Here is a 23,277-nt window from a genome sequence, read left to right on the forward strand (position 1 = left end):
AAAAGCAAAGCGCAACCCCTGCCAAGGCCCGTAGGGTGGGTGCCAACCCACCGCCCGCCCGACGCCACGCGCAGGTCGGCCTCCCCCCGGCAGCCACCGCGCTTAAAACCTTACCAAATCCTAAACTTTTTTCACTTTATATAACGAAAACAATATCTTAAAAATCATTCCGCGCGCGATTCACAGAAAGCTTTGCGGATCAATATCCACTGCCAGCCGCACGTTATTCGGCAGCCTCACCTGCGAAATCCATGCCGAAACGGCGGCCTGAATATTTGCGCCCTTTTCGGCCTTCACCAATAACCGCACCCGGTGCCGTCCGCGAACCCGCGCAATCGGGGCGGGGGCCGGGCCGAAGACCTGCGCCCCGATGGCCCGCAAAGGCCCGTCCCTGCGCGCCAGTTCCGCGCCGATATCAAACACCGGCCCCACCTCTGGCCCTGATAGAATAATCCCTGCCATCCGCCCATAAGGCGGCACCCCGGCAAGGCGGCGTTCGCCGGCCTCGGCTTCCCAGAACGCTTCCTCATCACCGCCCAGAATCGCACGGATCACCGGATGCTCGGGCTGAAAGGTCTGCATCATCGCGACGCCGGGCTTTTCGGCACGCCCTGCCCGCCCCGCCACCTGTCGCATCAATTGAAACGTCCGCTCTGCCGCCCGCAGGTCAGACCCTTGCAGCCCCAGATCGGCATCAATCACCCCCACCAGCGTCAGCAGCGGAAAGTTATGCCCCTTGGCCACGATCTGCGTGCCGATGATGATATCCGCCGCCCCCGCGGCAATCGCCTCGATCTGCTCTTTCAACGCCCGGGCTGATCCGAACAGGTCTGACGACAGCACCGCCACGCGGGCCTCGGGGAACAGCGCCACCACCTCCTCGGCCAGCCGCTCCACCCCTGGCCCCACCGGGGCCATCTTGCCCGCCACCCCGCAGCTTGGGCAAACCTCGGGCATCGGTTTCGTCGCGCCGCATTGATGGCACATCAGCCGCTTGAGGAACCGATGCTCCACCATCCGCGCGTCACAATCATCGCACCCCACCTGCGCACCACAAGCCCGGCACAGCGTCACCGGCGCATAGCCCCGCCGGTTTAAGAATATCAACGCTTGCTCGCCCGCCGTCACCCGCGCTTTCACCGCCTGTTCCAAGGTCGGGGAAATCCAGCGGGTGCTGGGCAGCTTTTCGGCCCGCATGTCAATCGCGCGCATATCCGGCATCTCTGCCACACCAAACCGCGCGCCCAAATCCAGCCGCCCATATTTGCCCGAGGCGGCGTTGACCCAGCTTTCCAGCGACGGCGTGGCCGAGGCCAGCACGATGGCCGACCCAGAGATCGCCGCGCGCAGCACCGCCATATCGCGGGCGTTATAGATCACGCCTTCCTCTTGCTTGTAGGAGGTGTCGTGTTCCTCATCCACAACGATCAGGCCCAGATCCTGAAACGGCAAAAACAGCGCCGACCGCGCCCCCGCTACGAATTGCGCGCCACCATTGGCCGCCATCCGCCACAAGCGCCGCCGCTCGGTCATCGTGACGCCGGAATGCCATTCTGCCGGGCGCGCGCCAAAGCGGGTTTCCACCCGGTTGATGAATTCCGATGTCAGCGCGATTTCAGGCAGCAAAACCAGCGCCTGCCGCCCTTGCCGCAGACATTCGGCCACGGCTTCCAGATAGACCTCGGTCTTGCCAGAGCCCGTCACCCCCTTCAGCAAAGTCGCGGAATAGCCGCCCTGCGCCACAGCGGCGACCAAAGCATCGCCCGCCGCCACCTGATCGCCCGCCAGCCGCACCACCATCGCCGCCGGATCAAGCCGCGGGTAGGGCAGATCGCGGGGCGCGTCCTCTTCCAGCACCACACCGGCCTTGACCAAGCCTTTGATGACCGAGGCGGTGCAGCCCGCCTGTTCCGCCAGTTCCGACAGGGTAAAGGACAGCCCGCCATAATCGCGCAACACCTCCAGCACGCGGGCGCGGGCATCGGTGGCGCGGGCAGGTTCCCCCCCGCCCAGCCGGTAGACGCGGCGGGTCGATGGCGGGCTGTCCAGCCCCGGCGCGCGGGTGGCAAGCCGCAGCATGGCGGGCAAAGGCGTCAGCGTGTAATCGGCGGCACGGGCCAGAAAGGCGCGCATCTCATCGCGCATGGGGGGCACATCCAGCACACGGTAAGCCGCGCGCAGCTTTGACGCATCTATCCCCCCCGCAGGCGGGCCCCAAACCACGCCCAAAATCTTGCGCGGGCCAAGCGGCAGTTCCAGAAAATCACCCAGCCCGCAGCCGCCTTCGGGGGCCTTGTAATCCAGCACAGGCCCCATGCTGCGGCCAAAGCTTTCGGTCGTGGCCACGCCGATCACTTCCCCTGCTTGCCAGAACGTCTTGGTCACCTGCCCGCCTTTCGCCGCGTCTGAACTTGCGCTATTACACGGGCAGCGCTTTCCGCAACAGCCAAAGGACGCCCATCATGAAATTCTTTGTTGATACCGCCGATGTCGAGGCGATCCGTGACCTGAATGATCTTGGCATGGCCGATGGGGTCACGACCAACCCGTCGCTGATCCTGAAATCCGGGCGGGATATTCTGGAAGTGACCAAGGAAATCTGCGGCATCGTATCCGGCCCCGTCTCGGCCGAAGTGGTGGCGCTGACAGCGGATGAGATGATCGCCGAAGGCCGCAAGCTGGCCGAAATTGCCCCCAATATCGCGGTGAAAGTGCCGCTGACATGGGACGGGCTGAAAACCTGCAAAGTGCTGACGGGCGAAGGCCATATGGTCAATGTAACGTTGTGTTTCTCGGCCAATCAAGCGCTGCTGGCGGCCAAGGCGGGGGCCACCTTCATCAGCCCCTTCATCGGGCGTCTGGATGATATCAACCTTGATGGGCTGGACCTGATTTCCGATATCCGCACCATCTATGACAATTACGGCTTTGACACCCAGATCCTTGCCGCCTCTATCCGCACGGCCAACCATGTCGCCCAATGCGCGATGATCGGGGCCGATGTGGTCACCGCGCCGCCTGCCGTTATCAAAAGCCTTGCCAACCATGTGCTGACCGACAAGGGCCTTGACCAGTTCATGCAGGATTGGGCCAAGACCGGGCAAACCATCCTCTGACGTCGCCTATGGCAGTTTTGACTCAATTCCCGCCCCAATCGGCGCGCGGCCCCAGAAAAGTGAGGAAACGCCCCGCCGCCCCTGATATAATGCCGCAAAACAACAAGGCAGGCCAATGATTGAACAGGACATGCGGGACCGCATCATCGCGGAGCCCGAAACCATTTTGGAAGATCAGGACGTGATGCGCGCGCTGATCGCCGCGAATGAACGGGCCATGGGGGCCAATATCGTCGATCTGCGCGGCATTGCGATGGAACGGTTGGAAACCCGGCTGGACCGGTTGGAGGATACGCATCGCTCGGTCATCGCGGCGGCCTATGAAAACCTTGCTGGCACAAATCAGGTGCATCGCGCCATTCTGCAAATGCTGGACCCGCTGAGCTTTGAGGAGTTTTTGCAAAGCCTTGGCACCGATGTGATGCAAACCCTGCGGGTGGATTGCGTGCGGCTGGTGCTGGAATCGGTGCAAAGCGCCGATGAGCCTGCGCTACGCAAGCTGGGCGAGGTGCTGTATGTGGCCGAGCCGGGCTTTGTCGCCGATTACATCGCGGGAGGGCGCAATGTGTCGCAACGGGCAGTGACATTGCGGCAGGTGGTGCCGGAATCGGACGCGCTTTATGGCGAACGCGCGGGTTGGATCCGGTCCGAGGCGCTGATGCGGCTGGATTTCGGCAAGGGCCGTCTGCCGGGGATGCTGGTGATGGGGGCCGAAGACCCGCACCATTTCAAACCCACCCAAGGCACCGATTTGCTTGCGTTTTTCGCGGGCGTGTTTGAGCGGACGATGCGCCGCTGGTTGTCATGAGCCTTGCCATCTCGCCCGGTGCCCGCGCGGCCTTGGCGGAATGGCTGTCGCATCTGCGCGCGCTGGACGGGGCGGCGGAAAACACGCTCAAGGCCTATGCGACCGATGTATCGGGCTATCTGGCCTTTCTGGCGCAGCATCGCGGCGGCACCGAAGGGCTGGCAGGCTTGGTTGCCTTGCCGCAAACCGATCTGCGGGCATGGATGGCGCATGAGCGTGGACGCGGCGTTGGGGCGCGGTCGCTGGCGCGGGCCTTGTCGGCGGTCAAGGGGTTCACCGCTTGGCTGGCGGATCGCGAAGGGGTTGATGCCTCGGCCGCGCTGTCCACCCGCGCGCCAAAATTCCGGCGCAAGCTGCCCCGCCCGCTGGCCGAAGACGCCGCGATGAACGTGCTGGACAGTATCGGCGATGACGCGCGTGAGGAATGGGTGGCCGCCCGTGATACCGCCGTCGTGACCTTGCTTTACGGCTGCGGCCTGCGCATATCCGAGGCGCTGGGCCTGACGGGGGCCGCCTATCCGCTGCCCGAGGTGCTGCGGATTACCGGTAAGGGCGGCAAGGAACGGCTGGTGCCCGTGCTGCCCGCCGCCGCCGAGGCGGTTTCGCGCTATGTCGGCCTGTGCCCCTATGACCTATCTGCCAGCGCGCCGCTGTTTCGCGGCATGCGCGGCGGTGCGCTGAACCCGCGGCTGATTTCCGGCGCAATGGAACGGGTGCGCGCGCGTCTGGGCCTGCCCGCCACCGCCACACCGCATGCGCTGCGCCATTCCTTTGCCACCCATCTGCTAAGTGCGGGGGGGGATTTGCGCAGCATTCAGGAACTCTTGGGCCATGCCTCGCTTTCCACGACCCAAGCTTATACGGCGGTTGATACTGCCCGTCTGATGGAAGTATACGCAAAAGCACATCCGCGCGCCTGACGCTTTTCTGCCCAAGGAATTAACCGCTATGACATTGAAAATAAAAGCGCTTCTTGTGCATCTTTTCACAGCCACCGGCGCGGTTCTGGCGATGCTGGCGATGCTGGCCGCCGTCGAGGAAAACTGGAGCGCGATGTTCTGGTGGTTGGTGGTTGCCTTGGTGGTGGACGGAATTGATGGGCCTTTGGCACGGAAATATGACGTCAAGACCAACTTCCCCACCTATGACGGCGTGCTGCTGGACCTGATTATCGACTATCTTACTTATGTGTTCATCCCGGCCTTTGCCTTGTTCAAATCGGGCCTGTTGCCGGATTGGACGGGTTGGATCATCATCATCGGTATCACCTATGGTTCGGTGATCTATTTCGCCGATACGCGCATGAAAACAAAGGACAACTCCTTTTCCGGCTTTCCGGCCTGCTGGAATATGTTCGTGCTGGTGATGTTCGCGCTGCAACCGGGGTATTGGACCATCCTGACCTTTGTCGTGGCGCTGACGGTGGCGATGTTCCTGCCGCTGAAATTCATTCACCCCACCCGGACGGAGCGGTGGAACTGGGTGTCGTTGCCGATGGCGCTGGGCTGGACCGTTTTCGCGGGCTGGGCGACTTGGGTCGATTTTCACCCGCATAGCTGGGCGCATTGGGGGCTGATCGTGACCTCGCTTTACCTGACTTTCGCGGGCATCGCGCAGCAGATCATCCCGGAAAAACGCGCCTAAATCAGCAATCCGCCCGCGCCTTCCAGCTTTAGCAGCGCGATTTTGGTTTCCACGCCCCCTGGTGCCGAAAACCCGCCCAGACCATTGGCCCCCAGCACCCGGTGGCAAGGGATCAGGATCGGGATAGAGTTGGCACCGCAGGCCTGTCCGATGGCTTGTGCGGGGCGGCCCAGCGCCTTTGCCAGATCGCCATAAGTCCGGGTTTCGCCGTAAGGAATCGCCGCCATCGCGCGGCGCATCTGTTCCTGAAAGCCGCTGCCGAAATCCAGCGGCAGGTCGAAGATGCGGCGCAGCCCGTCGAAATATTCGCCCAACTGGCGGCATGCCTCACGCAACAGCGGTGTCGGGTCTGACCGGCGGCTGGCCCAATCAATCCGGGTGATCACGCCCGCTTCTTCCACCACCGCAAAGGGGCCATGAGGCGAATGGAAAACAGCTTGGGGCATGGGCTTTGGCTTTCTGGATAGGTCGGGCGCGATCCTATGTGCTATGCTGCCAAAGCGAAAGGCTGGCAAGGCCGCAAAGGGGGCCGGATGATCACCGAGGTTGCAACTTTTTTCACCGATGGCTGCGGGCGCTGTGACCGTTTTGCCAGCGATGACTGCTCGGCCCGGATTTGGGCGGAGGGCGTGGCGCGTCTGCGGACCTTGTGCCTTGCCGCAGGCTTGCAGGAAACACTGCGCTGGGGCCACCCCTGCTATCGCCACGCGGGCCGCAACATCGCGCTGATCGGGGCGTTTCGGGGTGATTTTCGACTAACCTTCCTGAACGCGGCTTTGCTGGCCGACCGCGACAAACTGCTGGAGAAGCCGGGGCCAAACAGCCAGACCGCCAGCGTGATGCGCTTTGCCTCGGCCAAGGAGGTCGCGGCGCGCGCGCCCCAGATCGCCGCCTATCTGGCCGAGGCCAAGGGCTTTGCCGAAGCCGGGGTTCAGCCCCCGAAACAGGCGCGCTCTCTGGATTTACCAGAGGAATTGATTGACGCGCTGGACGCGGACTCAGACCTTGCCGAAGCGTTCGAGGCGCTGACACCGGGGCGGCAGCGCAGCTATGTCATCGCGCTGTCTTCCGCCAAAAAGCCGGAAACACGGGTCGCCCGTATCGCGAAGTTTCGCGCCCCCATCCTTGCGGGCAAGGGCGCGATGGAACGTTAACCCAGCGCCGCGCTACAGCGCGCACAGGTGCAGGGGTGCTTATGGGTGCCGACATCGGGCAAGATCTGCCAGCAGCGCACACATTTTTCGCCCGGTGCCATTTCAAACACCACCGCCACGCCCGGCACTTCGGGCAAACGAAACGCCTCAGCCGGGGCCGGGTCGGCGGTCAGTTGCACGGATGAAGTGATGCTGAGTTCGGCGAAGTTCACCGATTTCAGCGCCGCCAGCAGGGCCTTGTCTTCGACATGCACCACGGGTGCGGCCTCCAGGCTGGCGCCGATCACCTTGGCGGTGCGCTGCACTTCCAGCGCGGCGATGGTGGCGCGGCGGGCGGCGCGGATGCCGACCCATTTCGCCGCCAGCGCGGGGTTCAGCCAGTCTGCAGGCGTTTCCGGCATATCCTGCAAATGCACCGAAGACCCTTCACCGGGGAAGCGCGACAGCCAGACATCTTCCATCGTGAACACCAGAATCGGCGCAAGCCAAGTGGTCAGGCGGTGGAACAGCAGGTCCAGCACGGTGCGCGCGGCACGGCGGCGCAAGCTGCCTGCCGCGTCGCAATAGAGTGCGTCCTTGCGCACGTCAAAGAACACCGCCGACAGGTCCGTCGTGGCAAAGGTAAACAGCTTTTGGAACACGCCTTGGAAATCGAAGGCCGCATAGCCCTTGCGCACCTCGGCATCCAGTTCCGCCAGACGGTGCAGCACCCATTGCTCCAGCTCTGGCATCTCCTTCACATCCACGCGCTCGGCTTCGCTAAAGCCTGCAAGATTGCCCAGCATAAAGCGCATGGTGTTGCGCAGGCGGCGGTAACTGTCGGCAGAGCCTTTCAGGATTTCTTTGCCGATGCGCAGATCAACCGTGTAGTCGGATTGCGCCACCCAAAGCCGCAGAATATCCGCGCCATATTCGTCGATCACCTGTTGCGGGGCCACGGTATTGCCGACGGATTTGGACATTTTCATGCCCTTTTCATCCAGCGTAAAACCATGCGTTACGACATTGCGATAGGGCGCACGGCCCAGCGTGCCGCAAGCCTGTAGCAACGAGGAATGGAACCAGCCGCGATGCTGGTCGGTGCCTTCCATATAGACATCGGCAATCCCGTCTGCCGTGCCATCCGGGCGGTCACGCAACACGAAAGCATGGGTGGACCCACTGTCGAACCACACATCCAGAACATCAAAAATCTGATCATAGGCCGCCGGATCATGCAGGCCATCAAGCATTTTTTCCTTGAAGCCTTGCACATACCAAACATCCGCCCCCTCGGCCTCAAACGCCGCAAGGATGCGCTGGTTCACGGCATCATCGCGCAGCAGGAAATCCGCGTCGGTGGGTTTCGCCCCCCGTTTGATGAAACAGGTCAGCGGCACACCCCAGGCGCGCTGGCGCGACAGCACCCAATCAGGCCGCGCCTCGATCATCGAATACAGCCGGTTACGCCCGGTTTGCGGCGTCCATTTCACCAACTTGTCGATGGAATTGAGCGCGCGGGTGCGGATGGTATCGCCCATCTCGCCCATGCCATCATCAAGTTTTTTGTCGATGGCCACAAACCACTGCGGCGTGTTGCGGAAAATGACCGGCGCTTTGGACCGCCAGGAATGGGGGTAGCTGTGTTTGACCTTGCCCTTCGCCAACAGCCCGCCCGCATAGGCAAGCTGCTTGATCACCTCGACATTGGCGCTGCCTTCCTTGCCCTCGGGCGTGATGATGACATGGCCGCCAAAGATCGGCAAATCGCGGCGATAGCTGCCATCGGGTTCGACGTTATAGGTCATCGGCAAGCCGAATTTCAGCCCGATCTGATAGTCGTCATCGCCGTGGCTGGGCGCAGTATGAACAAAACCGGTGCCCGCATCATCGGTCACATGGTCGCCCGGCAGCATGGGCACGTCAAAGTCCCACTCACCCTGCGCACCCTCAACACCCCGGAGCGGGTGGGCCAACGTCAGCCCCTCCAGTTCCGCCGCCGTGACATCGCGCAGGCGGGTGGTCATGCCGTCTTCCAGTTTGGCCGCCGCAAAGACCGAAGCCGCCAAAGCATCGGCGAGGATGATCTTTTCGCCGACCTGCGCTTGCGAATTCTCCGGCGCGCCTGTGATTTCATAGAGGCCGTAGGAAATTTCCGGCCCGAAACAGACCGCACGGTTCTGCGGGATGGTCCAGGGCGTCGTGGTCCAGATCACCACACAGGCAGATTCTAGTTCTGCAAGATAGGCCTCGAAAGCCTCTTCATTGAAATCCGCTTCGCTTGTGTCTTTAGCCAGTGCCCTCCGAATAGTTCGAACTCCGGGGCCAAAGGGCTGCACCCCAAACCGCACCCAGATGGTATGCGATGTATGGTCGTGATATTCCACCTCTGCCTCGGCCAGCGCGGTTTTCTCCACCGGCGACCACATCACAGGCTTGGACCCTTGATACAGCGAGCCGTTCATCAGGAATTTCATGAACTCGCCCGCGATCACGGCTTCGGCGTGGTAATCCATGGTCAGATAGGGGTCCGCCCAGTTGCCAGTGATGCCAAGGCGTTTGAACTCGTCGCGCTGGATATCGACCCAACCTTCGGCGAATTTGCGGCATTCCTGCCGGAAGGCGACCGTATCAACGGCGTCCTTGTCCAGCCCCTTCTTGCGATATTGCTCCTCGATCTTCCATTCGATCGGCAGACCGTGGCAATCCCAGCCCGGCACATAGCGCGCGTCAAAGCCCATCATCTGATGGCTGCGCACGATCATATCCTTGATGGTCTTGTTCAGCGCATGGCCGATGTGCAGGTTGCCGTTGGCATAGGGGGGGCCATCATGCAGGGTAAAGGGCTTGCGGCTGCCATCCTTGGCCTTGTCGCGCAACCGGTCATAGATGCCGATCTTGTCCCAATGCGCCAGCCATTCCGGCTCGCGCATGGGCAGGCCCGCGCGCATCGGAAAATCGGTTTCGGGCAGAAAAACACTGTCTTTATAGTCGGGCAAAGCGTTGGGCGTATCGGCGCACATGGGCGGGTTCCTTACGGATCAGAATGAAGGGGGACAGGCGAAAACGAGGCCGCGCAAAGGCTGGCGGCGCAAAACATCCCGGCGTCTGAGAAAGCTCAGGCCGCCGGGCCGCTAATTCGTATGGTTTTCGCGTTTATCTGTCGCATGCGCGGGGTTATACGCGCGGTTTACGCCGTGGTCCAGCCATGCTGTGATGGGCTTTCTGCGGCAAATGGTGGCCCAAGGAATGAGGCGCATGAAAATAGCGATTGCAGGGGCGGGGATCGGGGGGCTGGCGGCGGCCTGCTTGCTTGCGCAAGACGGGCATGAGGTGGCGATTTTCGATCAGTTTGACAGCCCGCGCCCGGTCGGCTCTGGCCTGATGATCCAGCCGCTGGGCCTTGCCGTGCTAGAGGCTTGCGGCGCGGGGCCATCGGTGCGTGCGGCAGGCCAGCGCATCGCGCGGATATTTGGCAGCGAAACCACGCGGGGGCGGCGGATCCTCGATGTCACCTATGACAGGGCCGGCCGCGCGCAGGCGCAGGGCACAGCCATCCACCGTGCCGCCCTGCACGCAGCCCTTCTGGGCGCGGCCGAAGGCTTGGGCCTGCGGGTCATCCCCTCTGCCACCGTGCAATCGGCCCCGATGCAGGGCGCAAAGCGGATGCTGCATCTGGCAAATGGCGTGCAGCACGGCCCGTTCGATCTGGTGGTCGATGCCACGGGCAGCGGCTCTGCCTTGTCGCCGTTGCGCGCCCGCCCCCTGCCCTATGGCGCGATCTGGGGCACGGTGCCTTGGCCGAAAGGCACAGCACTGCCCAGCAACCAACTCTCGCAACGCTATTTCCGCGCCAGCCGCATGGCAGGGGTGCTGCCCTTGGGCCTTGTGCCGGGGCGCGAGGGGCCACATGCGGCAATCTTCTGGTCCATGGCGCGGCGCGATCTGGCAGGCTGGCCCCAGCGCCCGATTGATGCGTGGAAGGCCGAGGCTACTGCCCATTGGCCCGATTTCGCGCCCTTCCTTGATACCGTCACAACAACCGCCGCGATGACCACGGCCAGCTATTCCCACGGCACCCTGCATCGCCCCTTTGCGCCAGGACTTGCCTTTATCGGCGATGCCGCCCACCGTGCCAGCCCGCAACTGGGGCAAGGCGCGAATATGGCGCTATTCGATGCGCTGGCCCTGTCGCGCGCCCTGTCCCGCGCCCCGCTGGGCGACGCGCTGCCCGCATACGCCCAGATGCGCCGCTGGCATGTGCGCCTGTATCAAGGGATGAGCGCGGCCTTCACCCCGCAATATCAGTCCGACAGCCGCAGCCTGCCTGCCCTGCGCGATTGGCTGCTTGCCCCGCTGTCGCTAACCTGGCCGCTGCCGCGCATCCTGTCAAAACTGGTCGCAGGGGAGCTTATCCCCCCTCTGGCGGGCGAAGTGTTTCGCAGCCCCTGATTTCATCTTGGCCCAAATACCTGACTCCCGCCTTCGTCACAGACCCTTCGTGTCAGACCCGGAAAACCCGTCAAACACACCCGTCATCGCCCGCCCCATCAGGTTCGATACTTTGGGGCGTGGCAAAGCGGCAAAGGGCATCGGGCGGCACAGCTCCATCGCGGCAATCCCGACCCGTGCGGTCAGCGCGCCGTTCACCACCCCTTCACCAAAGCGGCGGGACAGTTTGCCCAAAATCCCGCCCCCGGCGACCGAGCCGATCAGATCATCGCCCAGCGCCAGCGCCCCGGTGGCCAGCAAATGCGAAAACACCCGGCGCAGCAGTTTGAAACTGCCCAAAGTGCCAGACCGCCCGCCATACAGCGCCGCGATCTTGCGGATCATCGACAGATTGGCGAACAAGGCCACCGCGACATCCGCCAGCGCCAAAGGCACCAGCGCCGTCACCGTCGCCACCCTTCGCGCGGCGCTTTCAATCTCGGCCCGCACCGCAAGGTCCAAGGGGCCCAGCAGTTCCGTCTCGGCAAGGTTCAGCAGCGCATCGGCATCCAGCACCTCGGCCCGCCGTTCGCCCAGCCGTGCCGCACCCCAGCGCAGATCGGCCCGGTGCTTATAAAGGCCCGCCAAATGGTCCACCGCGCGCACGGCTCCTTTCAGGTCCTGCTCGGCGCGCACCCGCTCTGCCTCGGCGCGCAAACCATCCAAGCGGCCAAGCCGGTAAAACCCCAAAGCCTCGCGCAGGGCCAGACCCAGCAGCGCCAGTATGGCCAGCGCCGTCAGGCCAAAGGCGATGCCCCCCAGCACCGTGTTCCGCGCCAGCAGACCGGTGACAAAATCATACACCGCGACCGAAATCATGAAGCTGAACAACGCGCCCAGCCCCCAAACCGCCAACCGCGTGAGGCGTGACGGCTGCGCATTCGCCACCGCCGCCGCAGCCACCACCGCCCGCCCCTCGGGCAGGCCCAGATCGGGCACCGGTGGCGCGTCGGACGGGGTGGTCGCGGCGGCATCCTCCAACTCGATCAGCACAGCGCGGTTTTTGGTCATGGGATTCTCTCCTGCGCAATATGCGCCTGACTGGTCAAATGCGCATTGACGCAGCAATCTTCAAGAGAAACCAGTCTAGCGCTTGTGCCCTGAACCGCAAGCGCAAGCGCCAGGCAGCAACAGGTTACGCAGGGCCGCTATGGCAGGCTCACGCCCTCATTGGCGCCATGGGCCGACCTGCGGTCATAGGCTTGTTGTTCGGCAACATGGTCGCGGGTCAGTTGAACACAGCGCCTGCGCATGGTGCGCCTATCCATCGGGGTTGTGGCCCTTTCCACATCGGCCTTGAAATCATTGATCAGCCGCAAGGAAATGGCGTGGTGGTTGTCCTCATGCTGCGACAAGGCGCGGATCATCTGATCCCAGATCCGCTGATCCGCGCTGGAGGCTGCACGATATTCCGGCCATTCCGGCAACTCGATCAAGGGCCGCAATGACACCGTGATCCGTGCCGCTGCGGGGCGGCACTGCAAGGTGCCGGAATAGCGCCTCCATTCGGGGCGCGCATCCAAGAGCCGATGCACCCCAATCAAGGTGGGGTCCGAAACCCGATAGGTGGTGCGCCGCGGAGGGCTGAGTGAAAGCCTGACTTCCATAGGTATAACCTCCATCAAAATTGAGTTTTGAAATGGTGAAAATATACCCGAAAATCGCAGGTAAGTCAGTTGGCCTTTTGCACGATACTCAGCCCAATCGGTCCGCCAGCAAAAACTCTGCCGCGCGGTCCAGCCGGATATGCGGCGGGCCTTCTCCGGGGCGCAGGGTCAGCCGGGCGGGGGCAAAGGACATGACGGCGTAATCGGCCTCCAGCCAATGCGCCTCGCCTTTGCGGGCGGGGCCAAGCAGGTGGTTGGGGTCCTCGGGCAGATGGCCTGCGAACATCGCCGCTTGCTTGCCGGTTTCCAGCAAAGTGCCACGCACCAGATCCAGGGTTTCGCCGTTATGGGTGCGGGTTTCCTCGACCGTGGCGCGCAGGGCGGCCAATGACATGGCGCGGGTTTCCGCCCCAGCAAAGGCTGCCCGGTCCCGCGCCTCGCGCAGCAGCGCCTCGGTCACGGCGGTCAGGCGGGGGTGCTGGCTGTGGTGCAAATGATCGGCCTTTGTGGCGGCGAACAGGATTTTATCCACCCGCTTGCCCAGCAGAAGCGCGCTGAGAAACCCGTTCTGACCGGGCCGGAATGCCCCCAGTATTTCCGCCATGGTGCGGCGCATATCCTCCAGCGCCATCGGGCCTGCATGGATGGCCCCCAACACGTCCATCAGCACGACCTGCCGGTCAATCCGTGCAAAGTGATCGCGGAAGAACGGTTTGACCACGCGGGATTTATAGGCCTCGAAGCGCCGCTCCATCTCTCGCCACAGGCTGCCGCGCGGGGTCTGGGCAGGCTTGGGCAAAGGTGCGAAGGTCAGCACCGGGCTACCCGCCAGATCGCCGGGCAACAAGAACCGCCCCGGCGTGCAATCCGACCACCCCGCCGCCCGCGCGGCCTTCAGGTAATCGGTGAAACTGGCGGCCAGCGCTTGGGCGCGGGGTTCTTCCAGCCGCAAGCTGCCATCTTCGGCCCGCGCCTGCGCCATGAAGGCCTGCGCCTCGGTGCGGTGGTCAATGCGGGACAGCGTTGCCTCGGACCATTCGGCATAGCTCTTGCCCAGCAGCGCCAGATCCAGCAACCATTCGCCGGGATAGTCGATGATGTCGATATGCACCGTGCGCGGCCCTGTCAGCCCCCCGATCAAGCCGCCGAAAAACCCCGAAGGCTGCACGCGCAACGACAAGCGCAATTCCGATATCGCGCGGGTCGAGGCAGGCCATTCCGGTGCCGCCCCCGTCAGGGCAGCCAGATGGGTTTCATAGTCAAAGCGCGGCAAGGTATCATCGGGCTGCGGTTGCAGAAACGCGGTGTGAATACGGGGGGCTGCCGAGAACTGCGGCATCCGGCCCCGGTCCAGCAGGTTCGCGACAAGGCTGGTGATGAACACCGTCTTGCCCGCGCGGGACAGACCGGTGACGCCCAAGCGGATCACAGGCTCGAACAAGGCCTCTGACACGCCGGATACGGCATTTTCCACGCTGCGGCTGATGCCGTCTGTAATGTCACCCAGCACTCAAATGCCCTTTTCACCAGAAGCTTGCGGCCAAGATAGGCACTCTGGCCCCGGGATCAAAGGGGAAAGCGCGCAACACCCTTGTCAGCTTCGGGGCGGCGCGGTAACGGGGGGCATGCCACGCTATGCGCTGAAAATCGAATATGAAGGCGGGCCGTTCAACGGCTGGCAACGTCAGGCCGAAGGGCAGTTGACGGTGCAAGGCGCTGTGGAGGCGGCACTGGCCAAGCTGGAACCGGGGCCCCATACCATCGCCGCTGCCGGGCGCACCGATGCAGGCGTGCATGCGCTGGGGCAAGTGGCGCATTGCGATATGGCAAAGGCATGGGACCCGTTTCGCCTTGCCGGGGCGATCAATGCGCATCTGCGGCCTTTGCCCGTGTCCGTTGTGGCTTGCGCCGCGGTGGCAGAGGATTTTCACGCGCGGTTTTCGGCGCATGAACGGCGCTACCTGTTCCGCCTCGTGTCGCGGCGCGCACCTGTCACGCATGATCGCGGGCTGGTCTGGCAAGTGGGCCACCCGTTGGATCTGGCCGCGATGCAGTCAGGGGCGGCACATCTGATCGGGCTGCATGACTTTACCAGCTTCCGCTCCAGCATGTGCCAATCCGCCTCTCCGGTCAAAACACTGGACGAGATTTCGATTGCGGAACTGGAATATCCCGAAGGCACTGAATATCGCTTTTCCCTGCGCGCACGGTCTTTCCTGCACAACCAGGTCCGCTCTATCGTTGGCACCTTGGAACGGGTCGGCGCGGGAAGCTGGCACCCTTCACAAGTGGCCGAAGCCCTTGCCGCCAAATCCCGCAGCGCCTGCGGCCCTGTTTGCCCCCCGCAAGGCTTGTATCTGACGGGCGTCGGCTACCCCCAGGACCCGTTTGCTTAGAGTTTCTCTATGCGGCAAAGCGCGCGGGGGCTGTCTGCCCCCGCACCCCCGAGGATATTTGCGCCGAAAAGAAAGCGCTTTAGAAAACATTAACTTTGATGGCTTACCGTCGGACTCGCGGTACAGGCTGGGAAGCCGATGACCGCCCGGAGAGAAAGCGCCCCGTCGCTGGAGGAACGTGAAAACGCAGCCTCCCCGATGGGGTGCTTGACCTTTTCGCCGCTTTCTTTTCGGCGCAAATATCCTCGGGGGGAATTCGCCGTAAGGCGAAGGGGGGCAGACAGCCCCCGCCCGCCTATCCGCTGGCCCCTCAGTTCAGATCCTTGAGCAAGCGCCCGTGGCGGCGAATTTCGGTCAGCACGTCCTCAAACCGGGTCAACCCCCGGCCTTGCAACATGGCCAGCAGTTTCAAGAAAGCATCCGCCGTGGCCACGCTGTCACCGATGGCGGTGTGGCGGGCCTCTTCCGGGATGGTGATGGACAAGCGATGCGTCAGCGCGTCGAGGCTGTGTTCCTCATGCTGGCCAAAGATCACGGCTGAGAGTAGCACGGTATCCAGGATCGGGTTATCAAATGTCGCGCCGATGGCGGGTTCGTGGCGGCGCAGGAATTCCATATCGAAGGGCGCGTTATGGGCGATCAGCACCGCGCCTTCGGCGAATTTGTGAAAGGCGCGGCCTGCGGTGGCGATATCAGGCGCGCCCTGCACCATGGCCTCGGTGATCCCATGCACAACGGTCGACGCGGCGGGGATGGAGCGGCCGGGGTTGACCAATGTGTCAAACACCTCTGCCTCCACGCGTTTGCCATTGACGATGCGCACAGCGGCGATTTGCACGATCTCATCGCCTTGCCCCGGCAAAAGCCCGGTGGTTTCGGTGTCAAACACCACATAGGTCAGATCCGCCAGCGCGGCATTGGCGACCTTTTCGTTGCGCGCCTTGCCCAGCAGATCAAAGTCATAGACCACGGCGCGGGCAATCGGTTTCGGGCGCGGGCCGGTGCGGCGGGCCATGCGGATGGGCAGGCAGATACATTGCCCGCCGCCTGCCAGCGTTTCGGGCCAGATATCGGTGGCATGCCCGGTCAGCACATGGCGGGCGGTCATGCCCGGCACATCCTCATCCAAAGGCGCATCAAGCCAGGTTTCCAACTGCGCCACCCGCAAAGGCGCGCCGGTCCACCCCAGGCGCAACAAGGCATCGGTGCCGTCTTCCTGCACGGTCAGTTGAAACGCCTTGGCCCCGACCGCCTCGGACAGACCAAGGCTGATCCGCGCCAAGAGCGACACCAGTTCAAACCCGTCGCAGCGCAGCAGCAGCGGGGCATCGGTGGCTTTCAGCGTCAGGCCCTTTGCCTCCAGCCGGGCGCGCAGACCATCGGTCAGGTCGGCCACGCGTTGCGGCGAGCGGGGTGTCACCTCCAGCCGGCCTTCCTCTTGCCGTTCGGCAAGGTTCTTGACCGCAAGGCTGAGGCGATCCACCTCGGCGCGCACGGCGGCGTCCATCTCATGCGGGATGTCGGCGCCTTCGGGCAAGACCGACAGCAGCGTGCTGAGATTGGCGGCGGGGCGGCGCAAGCGGTCCAGCACCTCGGCCAGCAAAGCCTCGCGTTTGCTATGGGCGGCCAGATCGGCGGTGACATCGCGCAGGGTCAGCACATAGCCGGGGGCGACACTGCCTTCGGCGGGCAAAAGCCGCATGCGGGCTGCCAGAATTTCGGCCCCGTCGCGGGTGGCGCATAGCAGGTCCGAGGCGGCGTCCGGGTCTTCGGCCTCGATCAGGCGGCGATGGGCGTGGCGGATGGGGCCTTCGCGCAGATAATCGAACAGCTTGCGGTCCAGCCCCGGAGCCACACCTTTCGCCGCCGCCCCGATCAGGTCTACCGCTGTGCCATTGTAAAATACCAGTTGGTGATCGCCCGAACACAGCAGCACGCCCACCGGCACATCCGACAACAGCGCCGCCAACCGGTCCTTTTCTGCCGCAAGCCGCGTGGTTTCGCGGGCCACCGCCTCGGCCAGTGCATTGCGGGTTTCCGAAAGGCTTAGGGCGGTGGCTTGCGCGGCGGGGGCCAGATCGCCCAGATAGCGCGCGCTGTCGGCATTCATCACCGCGCCGACATCGGCATGTGCCCGCGCCCGCAGCGCGCCTGCCAAAAGGTCAATCGGCTTGGATACGTTGACGTCAAACAGATACCAGACCGCTGCCGTCAGCCCCACCACGCCAAAGCCGCCAATCACGCCGCCTTGCACAAAGGCATTCAGACTTTCGGGGGAGCCAAGCCGGCGATAGCCCAGCATCAGCCCAAGGCACAAAAGCACCACCGCGCCAATCGCCAGCGCCGCAAAGAACAAAAACACGCGCAGCCGCAGGCCAAGGTTTTGCAGGGCGAAGGGTTTGGCTTTCGGTGTCATTCATGCCGCCTTTCCGTGCAGATGCTGTTGCGGTCCTTGGCCATGGTCTTGCGCGTTCGCCTGTGGTCAGCCTTCCAGCAGGCGGCGCACTTCGGCGCGCAATTCGGTCAGTTCAAAGGGTTTGGAGATGAAGCCATCGGCCCCCAGCGCCAGCCCCTTTTTGCGTTCAATCGCAGAGCCGCGCGCCGTCATCATCAGGATTTTTATATCGGCCAGCTCCGGGTCCAGCCGCATGCCTTGGCAAATCTCATAGCCCGACATTTCGGGCAGCATCACATCCAGCAACACCAGATCGGGGTGCATGGCGCGGATACGGGCCAGCGCCTCGCCGCCATTGGCGACGCGATCATGCGCATAGCCTTCGCGGGTCATCAGATAATCCAGCGCCAGCGCGATATTGTCTTCGTCTTCCACCACCAGAACGCTGTGTTGTTTCACCCCATCCATGGCCATTGGTCGCTACCCCCCTTGGCAGGCTGCGCGTTGCAGCTCATCCTCTGTGCCGACATCCATCCATTCGCCCCCGGTCAAGGTGCCGTCGGGCAGCAGTTCAACCCCTTCAAGCAGGTCCGCGCGGCGACCGGTTGCGCAGTCAAAGGCCACCGGGATGCGCTGTGTCGGGGTCCAGCGTTGCACCAGCATCACCTCGGCCATCCGCAGCGCGTCATTTTGCGGGCTTTTCACCATGCCGGTGCCATCCAGCGCCGCAAAGCGCGAGGATACCGGGAACACATAGGTCCAGGGCCGGTAGAACACCTTATCCGCAGGCGAGGACAGGATGACCACCTGTTCGGGCAGCACGCTGGTCGTGCGGGTATACCATGTATATTCGTTCCAGATGGAAAACAGGATCATGCCCAGCCCGATAGAGGCCGGAATCGTCCATTTCGGCAGCCGCCCCCCCGACAGGTGCCGCACGACCACGACAAAGCCGACAAGGCCCAATCCGGCAGCAAAGGTGGCGATATAGTCCATCAACATAAGGCGGTATCTTTCACGAACGGGCACCACGGGCTTGGCCGATGGCGGATTGCATGGTGCGCACCACGACAAACGCATCGCGCAGATGCGAGCGTTCGAAATCCGACAGGTCGGAGGGTGCCATAAAGTTATCGGGTTTGCGGCCAGACCGGATAAGCCGGGCCTGATTTTCCAGCCGGATTTCTGCGATCATGTCATAAGCCTCGATCAGATCACGCGCGCCGGAAACGGAAATCACCCCCGCGTCCTCGGCGGCCTGAAGGCGGGCGCGGGTGTTGACGGCGGTGCCTTTGCCAATCAGCGCATAGACGCGGCCCAGATCGGTCACAGGCACCACGCCGGAATGTTTCAGGTCGATATGGTTCTTATGCTCGCCCGAGCGGATGGTGGCAAAGCCGCGCAGCAGGCCAAGGGGTGGCGAATGGGTCAGGCTGTTGGCGATCATATGGGCGACAAAGATCGAGTTTTTCGCCGCGTTTTCCAGTGTTTCGGCCTGAAAGTCGCGGAACAGGCTGGCCGCCCCGCCGATGGGGCGCAGATCGAACATGACGCTGGCAAGCATCTGCGCCTTTGGGTCGGGTGTGGCGATCCATTTGCGGAAATACTCGCGCCAGACGCGCACGGGTTGGCACCATTGCGGGTTGGTCGCCATCATATCGCCGGGGCAATAGAAATAGCCCGCCGCATCCAGCCCATCGCTGACAAATTTCGCCAGTTCCGCGAAATAGGGCATTTGGTCGGGCGTCACGGCATCGTCGATCATGATGCAATTGTCTTGGTCAGACACCCCGGTCTGTTCCTGCCGCCCTTGGCTGCCACAGGCCAGCCATAGATAGGGCACCGGGGCGGGGCCCAGCTTTTCCTCGGCCAGTTTCAGCAGGCGGCGGGTGACGGTATCGGCGATATCGGTGATCAGCCGCGTCACCACCTCATGCGAGTTGTTGGAACCGACAAGCTGCACCAGCAGGGCGGGGATGCGCGCGGTGACGGCAGCCATTTCGGCAACGGTTTCGGCGGTGGCGGCATCGCGCACAAGGCTGGCCGAGGACACCGCCGCAAAACGCGTCAGATCGGTTTGTGTGACCATGCCCACCAGCCGCGTGCCTTCGACAATCGGCAAATGCCCGATACGGCGTTCCAGCATGATATGCAGGATGTCAGAGCCAAGATCGCCGGGCGTCAGGGTCACAGGATCACGCGTCATGATGCCTGCAACCGGGCTGGATGGGTCCAGCCCGATGGCCAGCACTTTATTGGTCATGTCACGGGTGGTGACGATACCTTGGAACACACCGTCATCAACAACCCCAAGGCTGGAGACACGGGCATCTCGCATTTTTGCGGCGGCGCTGCGGATGGTTTGGTCGGGGCCAATGGTGACAGGCTTGCGCGCCATCAGATCGGCGACTTTCTGGGTGGTCAGGTCGCTGCCGCGCGCCTCAACCCCGCGGCCCCGGCTGAAGAACCGGGCGAAGGCGGGGGAATGCGCGATCAGGCGTTTGAACTCGGCGGTGGGCAGCATCAGGGCCACCGTTTCTTCGGTGGCACGGGCGGTGGTCACGGCCAGACCGTCACGCAAAAGCCCCCGTTCCCCAAAGGAATTGCGCGGCCCCAGCAACGAGACAAGCCCGCCCGAAGGTTCCAGCACCTCGACCGAGCCGCGCTTGACCAGATACAACCCGTCAAGCGGTTGGCCGGTGTGGTAAATCTCTGCTCCGGCGACATATTCGCGGCGATGAAACACGCCCGCAACCTGTGCCAGATCATCCTTTGACAAAGTGTCATAGGGGTGGACGGTTTCCAGAAAGCTGATGATCGCGGTTTGCGTCATGTCTATTTCCGTCGTCCTGAAATGCAAAGGGGAACGCCCCCCGGTCAAGCCGGGGGGCGCGTTGGTTTCTTAGTGGCCGGTTGCTGCGCCTGCGCCTTTCGGCACGCGGATCGATTCAACCAGTTCCTGCACGTCTTGCGGAGGCGGTGCTGTCATACCCGAGACAACATAAGCCACAACAAAGTTCAGCAGGGCGCCAATCGGCCCGAAGGATGCCGGCGGGATGCCGAACAGGTAGTTGGACGCCACGTTCTCCAGGATGTTCGTGCCGGGGATGAAGAACATGCCCAGGTAGGTGAACAGATACAGACAAGTCACAACCAGACCGGTCAGCATACCCAGAGTTGCCCCCATCGCGTTAATCTTCTTGGAGAAGATCCCCATCATCAAGGACGGGAAGATGGTTGCCGCTGCCAGACCGAAGGCCAAAGCCACGGTTTGCGCCGCAAAGCCGGGCGGGTTCAGGCCCAACCAGGTTGCAACACCAATCGCCCCAGCCATCGAAATACGCGCTGCAAGCAATTCGCCTTTTTCCGAGATGTTCGGGTTCAGGTAGGACTTGATCAAGTCATGGCTGATGGCCGAAGAAATCGCCAACAACAGACCCGCTGCCGTGGACAAAGCTGCCGCAAGGCCGCCTGCCGCGATCAACGCAATCACCCAACCCGGAAGCTGTGCGATTTCCGGGTTCGCCAGAACCAGGATGTCGTTGTTATAGGTGAATTCGTTGCCAGCCCAGCCGCGCTCGGTGGCGGTTGCGGTGAAGCCGTCGTTCTTGTCGTTGTAGAACTGGATACGGCCGTCGCCGTTCTTGTCTTCGAACTTCAACAGACCGGTGACTTCCCAGTTACGCATCCACTGCGGGCGCTCTTCATACAGAACGGCCTCAGACTGGGTGCCCTGCGGGTAGAGGGTGTCGATGATGTTCAAGCGCGCCATTGCACCCACAGCCGGAGCCGAGAGATACAGCAAAGCGATGAAAACCAGCGCCCAACCAGCCGACCAACGTGCGTCCGAAACCTTCGGCACGGTGAAGAAGCGGATGATGACGTGCGGCAGACCCGCGGTGCCGATCATCAGCGACAGGGTGAACAGGAACATGTTGAACATAGAGGTGTTCAGCGTGGTGTATTGGGCAAAGCCCAATTCGTTCACAACCTGATCCAGTTTCGCCAGCAGCGGCATACCGGATTCGATATGGGTAGAGAACAGGCCCAGACCCGGAATCGGGTTCCCGGTCAGTTGCAGCGAGATGAAGATCGCCGGAATGGTATAGGCGATGATCAGCACGCAATACTGTGCAACCTGCGTGTAGGTGATGCCCTTCATGCCGCCCAGAACCGCGTAAACGAACACGATGGCCGAAGCGATATAAAGGCCGGTGTCGCTTTCCACTTCCAGAAAGCGCGAGAAGGCAACGCCAGCGCCGGTCATCTGACCGATAACGTATGTTGTCGAGATCACGATCAGCGAGACAACGGCCACCATGCGGGCTTTTTGGCTGTAGAAGCGATCACCAATGAATTGCGGCACGGTGAACTTGCCGAATTTGCGCAGGTAAGGCGCAAGCAGCAGGGCCAGCAACACATAGCCACCGGTCCAGCCCATCAGGAAGGACGAGTTGCCATAGCCGACAGCGGCGATCAGGCCAGCCATCGAGATGAAGGAAGCCGCCGACATCCAGTCAGCCGCCGTTGCCATCCCGTTCAGGATGGGGTGAACGCCTTGGCCCGCCGCATAGAATTCAGCGGTAGAGCCGGCACGTGCCCAAATGGCGATCCCGATGTAGAGCGCGAAAGACCCGCCTACAAAGAGCATGTTAAGGGTAAATTGATCCATCTGTTCCGTCCCTTATTCTTCCACGCCGTGTTCGGCGTCGAGCTTGTTCATTCTCCAGGCGTAGAAGAAAATCAGCGCGAGAAAGACAAGGATTGACCCTTGCTGCGCAAACCAAAAGCCAAGGTCAGTGCCCCCGACAGCGATGCCCGACAGCATGGGCCGAAGTAGAATGCCGAAGCCGAAAGAGGCGACGAACCAGATGACCATGCACATCATGATGATCCGGATATTCGCGCTCCAATAGGCGTTGGACGAAGATTTGTCCGCCATTTGCGTAACTCCCTTTTTTGTTCCCTCGACCGCCTTCCCAGCATGGAAAAGCGGCCCTCCCTTTTATGCCAATACCTGTTTTACGCAGGCCTGCATTGCCCCGGCGACCGATGCGATATCTGCCATCGCATCCACGGTTTCCAGAACGCCGCGCCCTTTGTAATAGGCGATCAGCGGTGCCGTCTGGGCGTGATACGCGGTCAACCGCGCCCCCGCCGTTTCGGCATTGTCGTCGGCGCGGCGTTTGAAATCCGCACCGCCGCATTTGTCACAAACACCCGCCGTGGCGGGCTGTTTGAACGCGTCATGATACCCCTCACCGCAAGCAGCGCAGGTATAGCGGCCCGCAACGCGGGCAATCATCGGTGCATCCTCGACTTCCATCGAGATCACCGAATTCACACGCTGGCCGGTGCTGGCAAGCAGCCCGTCCAGTGCCTCGGCCTGCCCCGCGGTGCGGGGAAAACCATCCAGAATAACGCCGCGCTTGGTGTCGGGGTCGGCCATGCGATCCTTCAGGATCGCCAGCACGATTTCATCCGACACAAGGCCACCGGCTTCCATCACCGCCTTGGCCTGCTTGCCCGCCTCGGTGCCTGCGGCCACGGCTGCGCGCAGCAGATCGCCCGTGGACAATTGCACCAGGCCGAATGTCTCCTCCAGCATCCGGGCTTGGGTGCCTTTGCCGGCCCCGGGGGGGCCAAGCAGGATGAACACGGCTGGGGTGGTTGTGACGTCAGCCATC

General features: G+C 62.7%; 20 protein-coding genes. 7 read left to right on the forward strand and 13 right to left on the reverse strand.

Going from position 1 to position 23,277, the window contains the following annotated elements; all coding sequences use genetic code 11:
* Window positions 1–180: 180 nt before the first annotated feature.
* Window positions 181–2,316 (reverse strand): primosomal protein N', encoded by a 2,136-nt coding sequence (locus tag EGN72_RS05715; protein ID WP_127045735.1) that lies wholly within the window; start codon window positions 2,314–2,316, stop codon window positions 181–183.
* Window positions 2,317–2,462: 146 nt separating this feature from the next.
* On the opposite strand from EGN72_RS05715, the gene fsa reads away from it, so the two are divergent.
* The 4 genes from fsa (at window position 2,463) to EGN72_RS05735 (ending at window position 5,568) form a co-directional block, all read left to right on the forward strand.
* The gene (fsa, locus tag EGN72_RS05720; RefSeq protein ID WP_127045690.1) at window positions 2,463–3,116 is read left to right on the forward strand and encodes a fructose-6-phosphate aldolase; all 654 of its coding nucleotides are present in this window, start codon (window positions 2,463–2,465) and stop codon (window positions 3,114–3,116) included.
* Between the two features lie 115 nt (window positions 3,117–3,231).
* Window positions 3,232–3,924, forward strand: coding sequence for a DUF484 family protein (locus EGN72_RS05725; protein ID WP_127045691.1), 693 nt, complete (start codon window positions 3,232–3,234; stop codon window positions 3,922–3,924).
* On the forward strand, window positions 3,921–4,844 hold the full coding sequence (locus tag EGN72_RS05730) for a tyrosine recombinase XerC (protein WP_127045692.1): 924 nt from the start codon (window positions 3,921–3,923) through the stop codon (window positions 4,842–4,844). Before EGN72_RS05725 ends, EGN72_RS05730 begins: the two co-directional genes overlap by 4 nt.
* Window positions 4,845–4,872: 28 nt before the next feature.
* On the forward strand, window positions 4,873–5,568 hold the full coding sequence (locus EGN72_RS05735) for a phosphatidylcholine/phosphatidylserine synthase (protein ID WP_127045693.1): 696 nt from the start codon (window positions 4,873–4,875) through the stop codon (window positions 5,566–5,568).
* Here the strand turns inward: EGN72_RS05735 and EGN72_RS05740 are convergent.
* A complete protein-coding gene (locus EGN72_RS05740; RefSeq protein ID WP_127045694.1) occupies window positions 5,565–6,014 on the reverse strand; it encodes a methylated-DNA--[protein]-cysteine S-methyltransferase in 450 nt (149 codons plus the stop codon). The two genes, EGN72_RS05735 and EGN72_RS05740, sit on opposite strands and share 4 nt — an antisense overlap.
* Window positions 6,015–6,101: 87 nt before the next feature.
* On the opposite strand from EGN72_RS05740, the gene EGN72_RS05745 reads away from it, so the two are divergent.
* A complete protein-coding gene (locus tag EGN72_RS05745) occupies window positions 6,102–6,722 on the forward strand; it encodes a YdeI family protein (RefSeq protein WP_127045695.1) in 621 nt (206 codons plus the stop codon).
* Here the strand turns inward: EGN72_RS05745 and ileS are convergent.
* Window positions 6,719–9,724, reverse strand: coding sequence for an isoleucine--tRNA ligase (gene ileS / locus EGN72_RS05750; protein WP_127045696.1), 3,006 nt, complete (start codon window positions 9,722–9,724; stop codon window positions 6,719–6,721). The genes EGN72_RS05745 and ileS overlap by 4 nt on opposite strands.
* Window positions 9,725–9,959: 235 nt before the next feature.
* Between ileS and EGN72_RS05755 the strand changes: the two genes are divergently transcribed.
* Window positions 9,960–11,153 (forward strand): NAD(P)/FAD-dependent oxidoreductase, encoded by a 1,194-nt coding sequence (locus EGN72_RS05755; RefSeq protein ID WP_127045697.1) that lies wholly within the window; start codon window positions 9,960–9,962, stop codon window positions 11,151–11,153.
* 36 nt (window positions 11,154–11,189) lie between these two features.
* On the opposite strand, the gene EGN72_RS05760 is transcribed toward EGN72_RS05755, so the two are convergent.
* The 3 genes from EGN72_RS05760 to EGN72_RS05770 all read right to left on the reverse strand — a co-directional run bounded on the left by EGN72_RS05760 (window position 11,190) and on the right by EGN72_RS05770 (window position 14,309).
* The gene (locus EGN72_RS05760; RefSeq protein ID WP_127045698.1) at window positions 11,190–12,203 is read right to left on the reverse strand and encodes a YcjF family protein; all 1,014 of its coding nucleotides are present in this window, start codon (window positions 12,201–12,203) and stop codon (window positions 11,190–11,192) included.
* A gap of 137 nt (window positions 12,204–12,340) precedes the next feature.
* On the reverse strand, window positions 12,341–12,799 hold the full coding sequence (locus EGN72_RS05765; protein WP_158623142.1) for a DUF922 domain-containing protein: 459 nt from the start codon (window positions 12,797–12,799) through the stop codon (window positions 12,341–12,343).
* An 88-nt stretch (window positions 12,800–12,887) separates the two neighbouring features.
* Complete coding sequence (locus EGN72_RS05770) at window positions 12,888–14,309, reverse strand: YcjX family protein (protein ID WP_233587041.1); 1,422 nt, start codon at window positions 14,307–14,309, stop codon at window positions 12,888–12,890.
* 115 nt (window positions 14,310–14,424) lie between these two features.
* Here EGN72_RS05770 and truA point away from each other — a divergent pair, with 115 nt between their 5' ends.
* Window positions 14,425–15,195, forward strand: a complete 771-nt coding sequence (gene truA / locus EGN72_RS05775) for a tRNA pseudouridine(38-40) synthase TruA (protein WP_127045700.1) — start codon at window positions 14,425–14,427, stop codon at window positions 15,193–15,195.
* A 310-nt stretch (window positions 15,196–15,505) separates the two neighbouring features.
* On the opposite strand, the gene EGN72_RS05780 is transcribed toward truA, so the two are convergent.
* The 7 genes from EGN72_RS05780 to EGN72_RS05810 all read right to left on the reverse strand — a co-directional run bounded on the left by EGN72_RS05780 (window position 15,506) and on the right by EGN72_RS05810 (window position 23,276).
* The gene (locus tag EGN72_RS05780) at window positions 15,506–17,611 is read right to left on the reverse strand and encodes an exonuclease domain-containing protein (protein ID WP_127045701.1); all 2,106 of its coding nucleotides are present in this window, start codon (window positions 17,609–17,611) and stop codon (window positions 15,506–15,508) included.
* Window positions 17,612–17,677: 66 nt separating this feature from the next.
* Window positions 17,678–18,058, reverse strand: coding sequence for a response regulator transcription factor (locus EGN72_RS05785; RefSeq protein WP_127045737.1), 381 nt, complete (start codon window positions 18,056–18,058; stop codon window positions 17,678–17,680).
* A 12-nt stretch (window positions 18,059–18,070) separates the two neighbouring features.
* Window positions 18,071–18,592 carry a hypothetical protein gene (locus EGN72_RS05790; RefSeq protein ID WP_127045702.1) on the reverse strand — a complete coding sequence of 174 codons (522 nt, stop codon included), beginning with the start codon at window positions 18,590–18,592 and terminating at the stop codon, window positions 18,071–18,073.
* A gap of 13 nt (window positions 18,593–18,605) precedes the next feature.
* Window positions 18,606–20,423, reverse strand: coding sequence for a DUF294 nucleotidyltransferase-like domain-containing protein (locus EGN72_RS05795; RefSeq protein WP_370323180.1), 1,818 nt, complete (start codon window positions 20,421–20,423; stop codon window positions 18,606–18,608).
* A gap of 69 nt (window positions 20,424–20,492) precedes the next feature.
* Window positions 20,493–22,262 carry a sodium:solute symporter family protein gene (locus EGN72_RS05800; RefSeq protein ID WP_127045703.1) on the reverse strand — a complete coding sequence of 590 codons (1,770 nt, stop codon included), beginning with the start codon at window positions 22,260–22,262 and terminating at the stop codon, window positions 20,493–20,495.
* Between the two features lie 12 nt (window positions 22,263–22,274).
* Window positions 22,275–22,532 (reverse strand): DUF4212 domain-containing protein, encoded by a 258-nt coding sequence (locus EGN72_RS05805; RefSeq protein WP_127045704.1) that lies wholly within the window; start codon window positions 22,530–22,532, stop codon window positions 22,275–22,277.
* A 63-nt stretch (window positions 22,533–22,595) separates the two neighbouring features.
* Entirely contained in the window at window positions 22,596–23,276 is a 681-nt protein-coding gene (locus EGN72_RS05810) for an adenylate kinase (RefSeq protein WP_127045705.1), read from the reverse strand.
* Window position 23,277 lies beyond the last annotated feature (1 nt).

The organism is Pseudorhodobacter sp. E13, assembly GCF_003991405.1.
GTDB lineage: Bacteria > Pseudomonadota > Alphaproteobacteria > Rhodobacterales > Rhodobacteraceae > Pseudorhodobacter.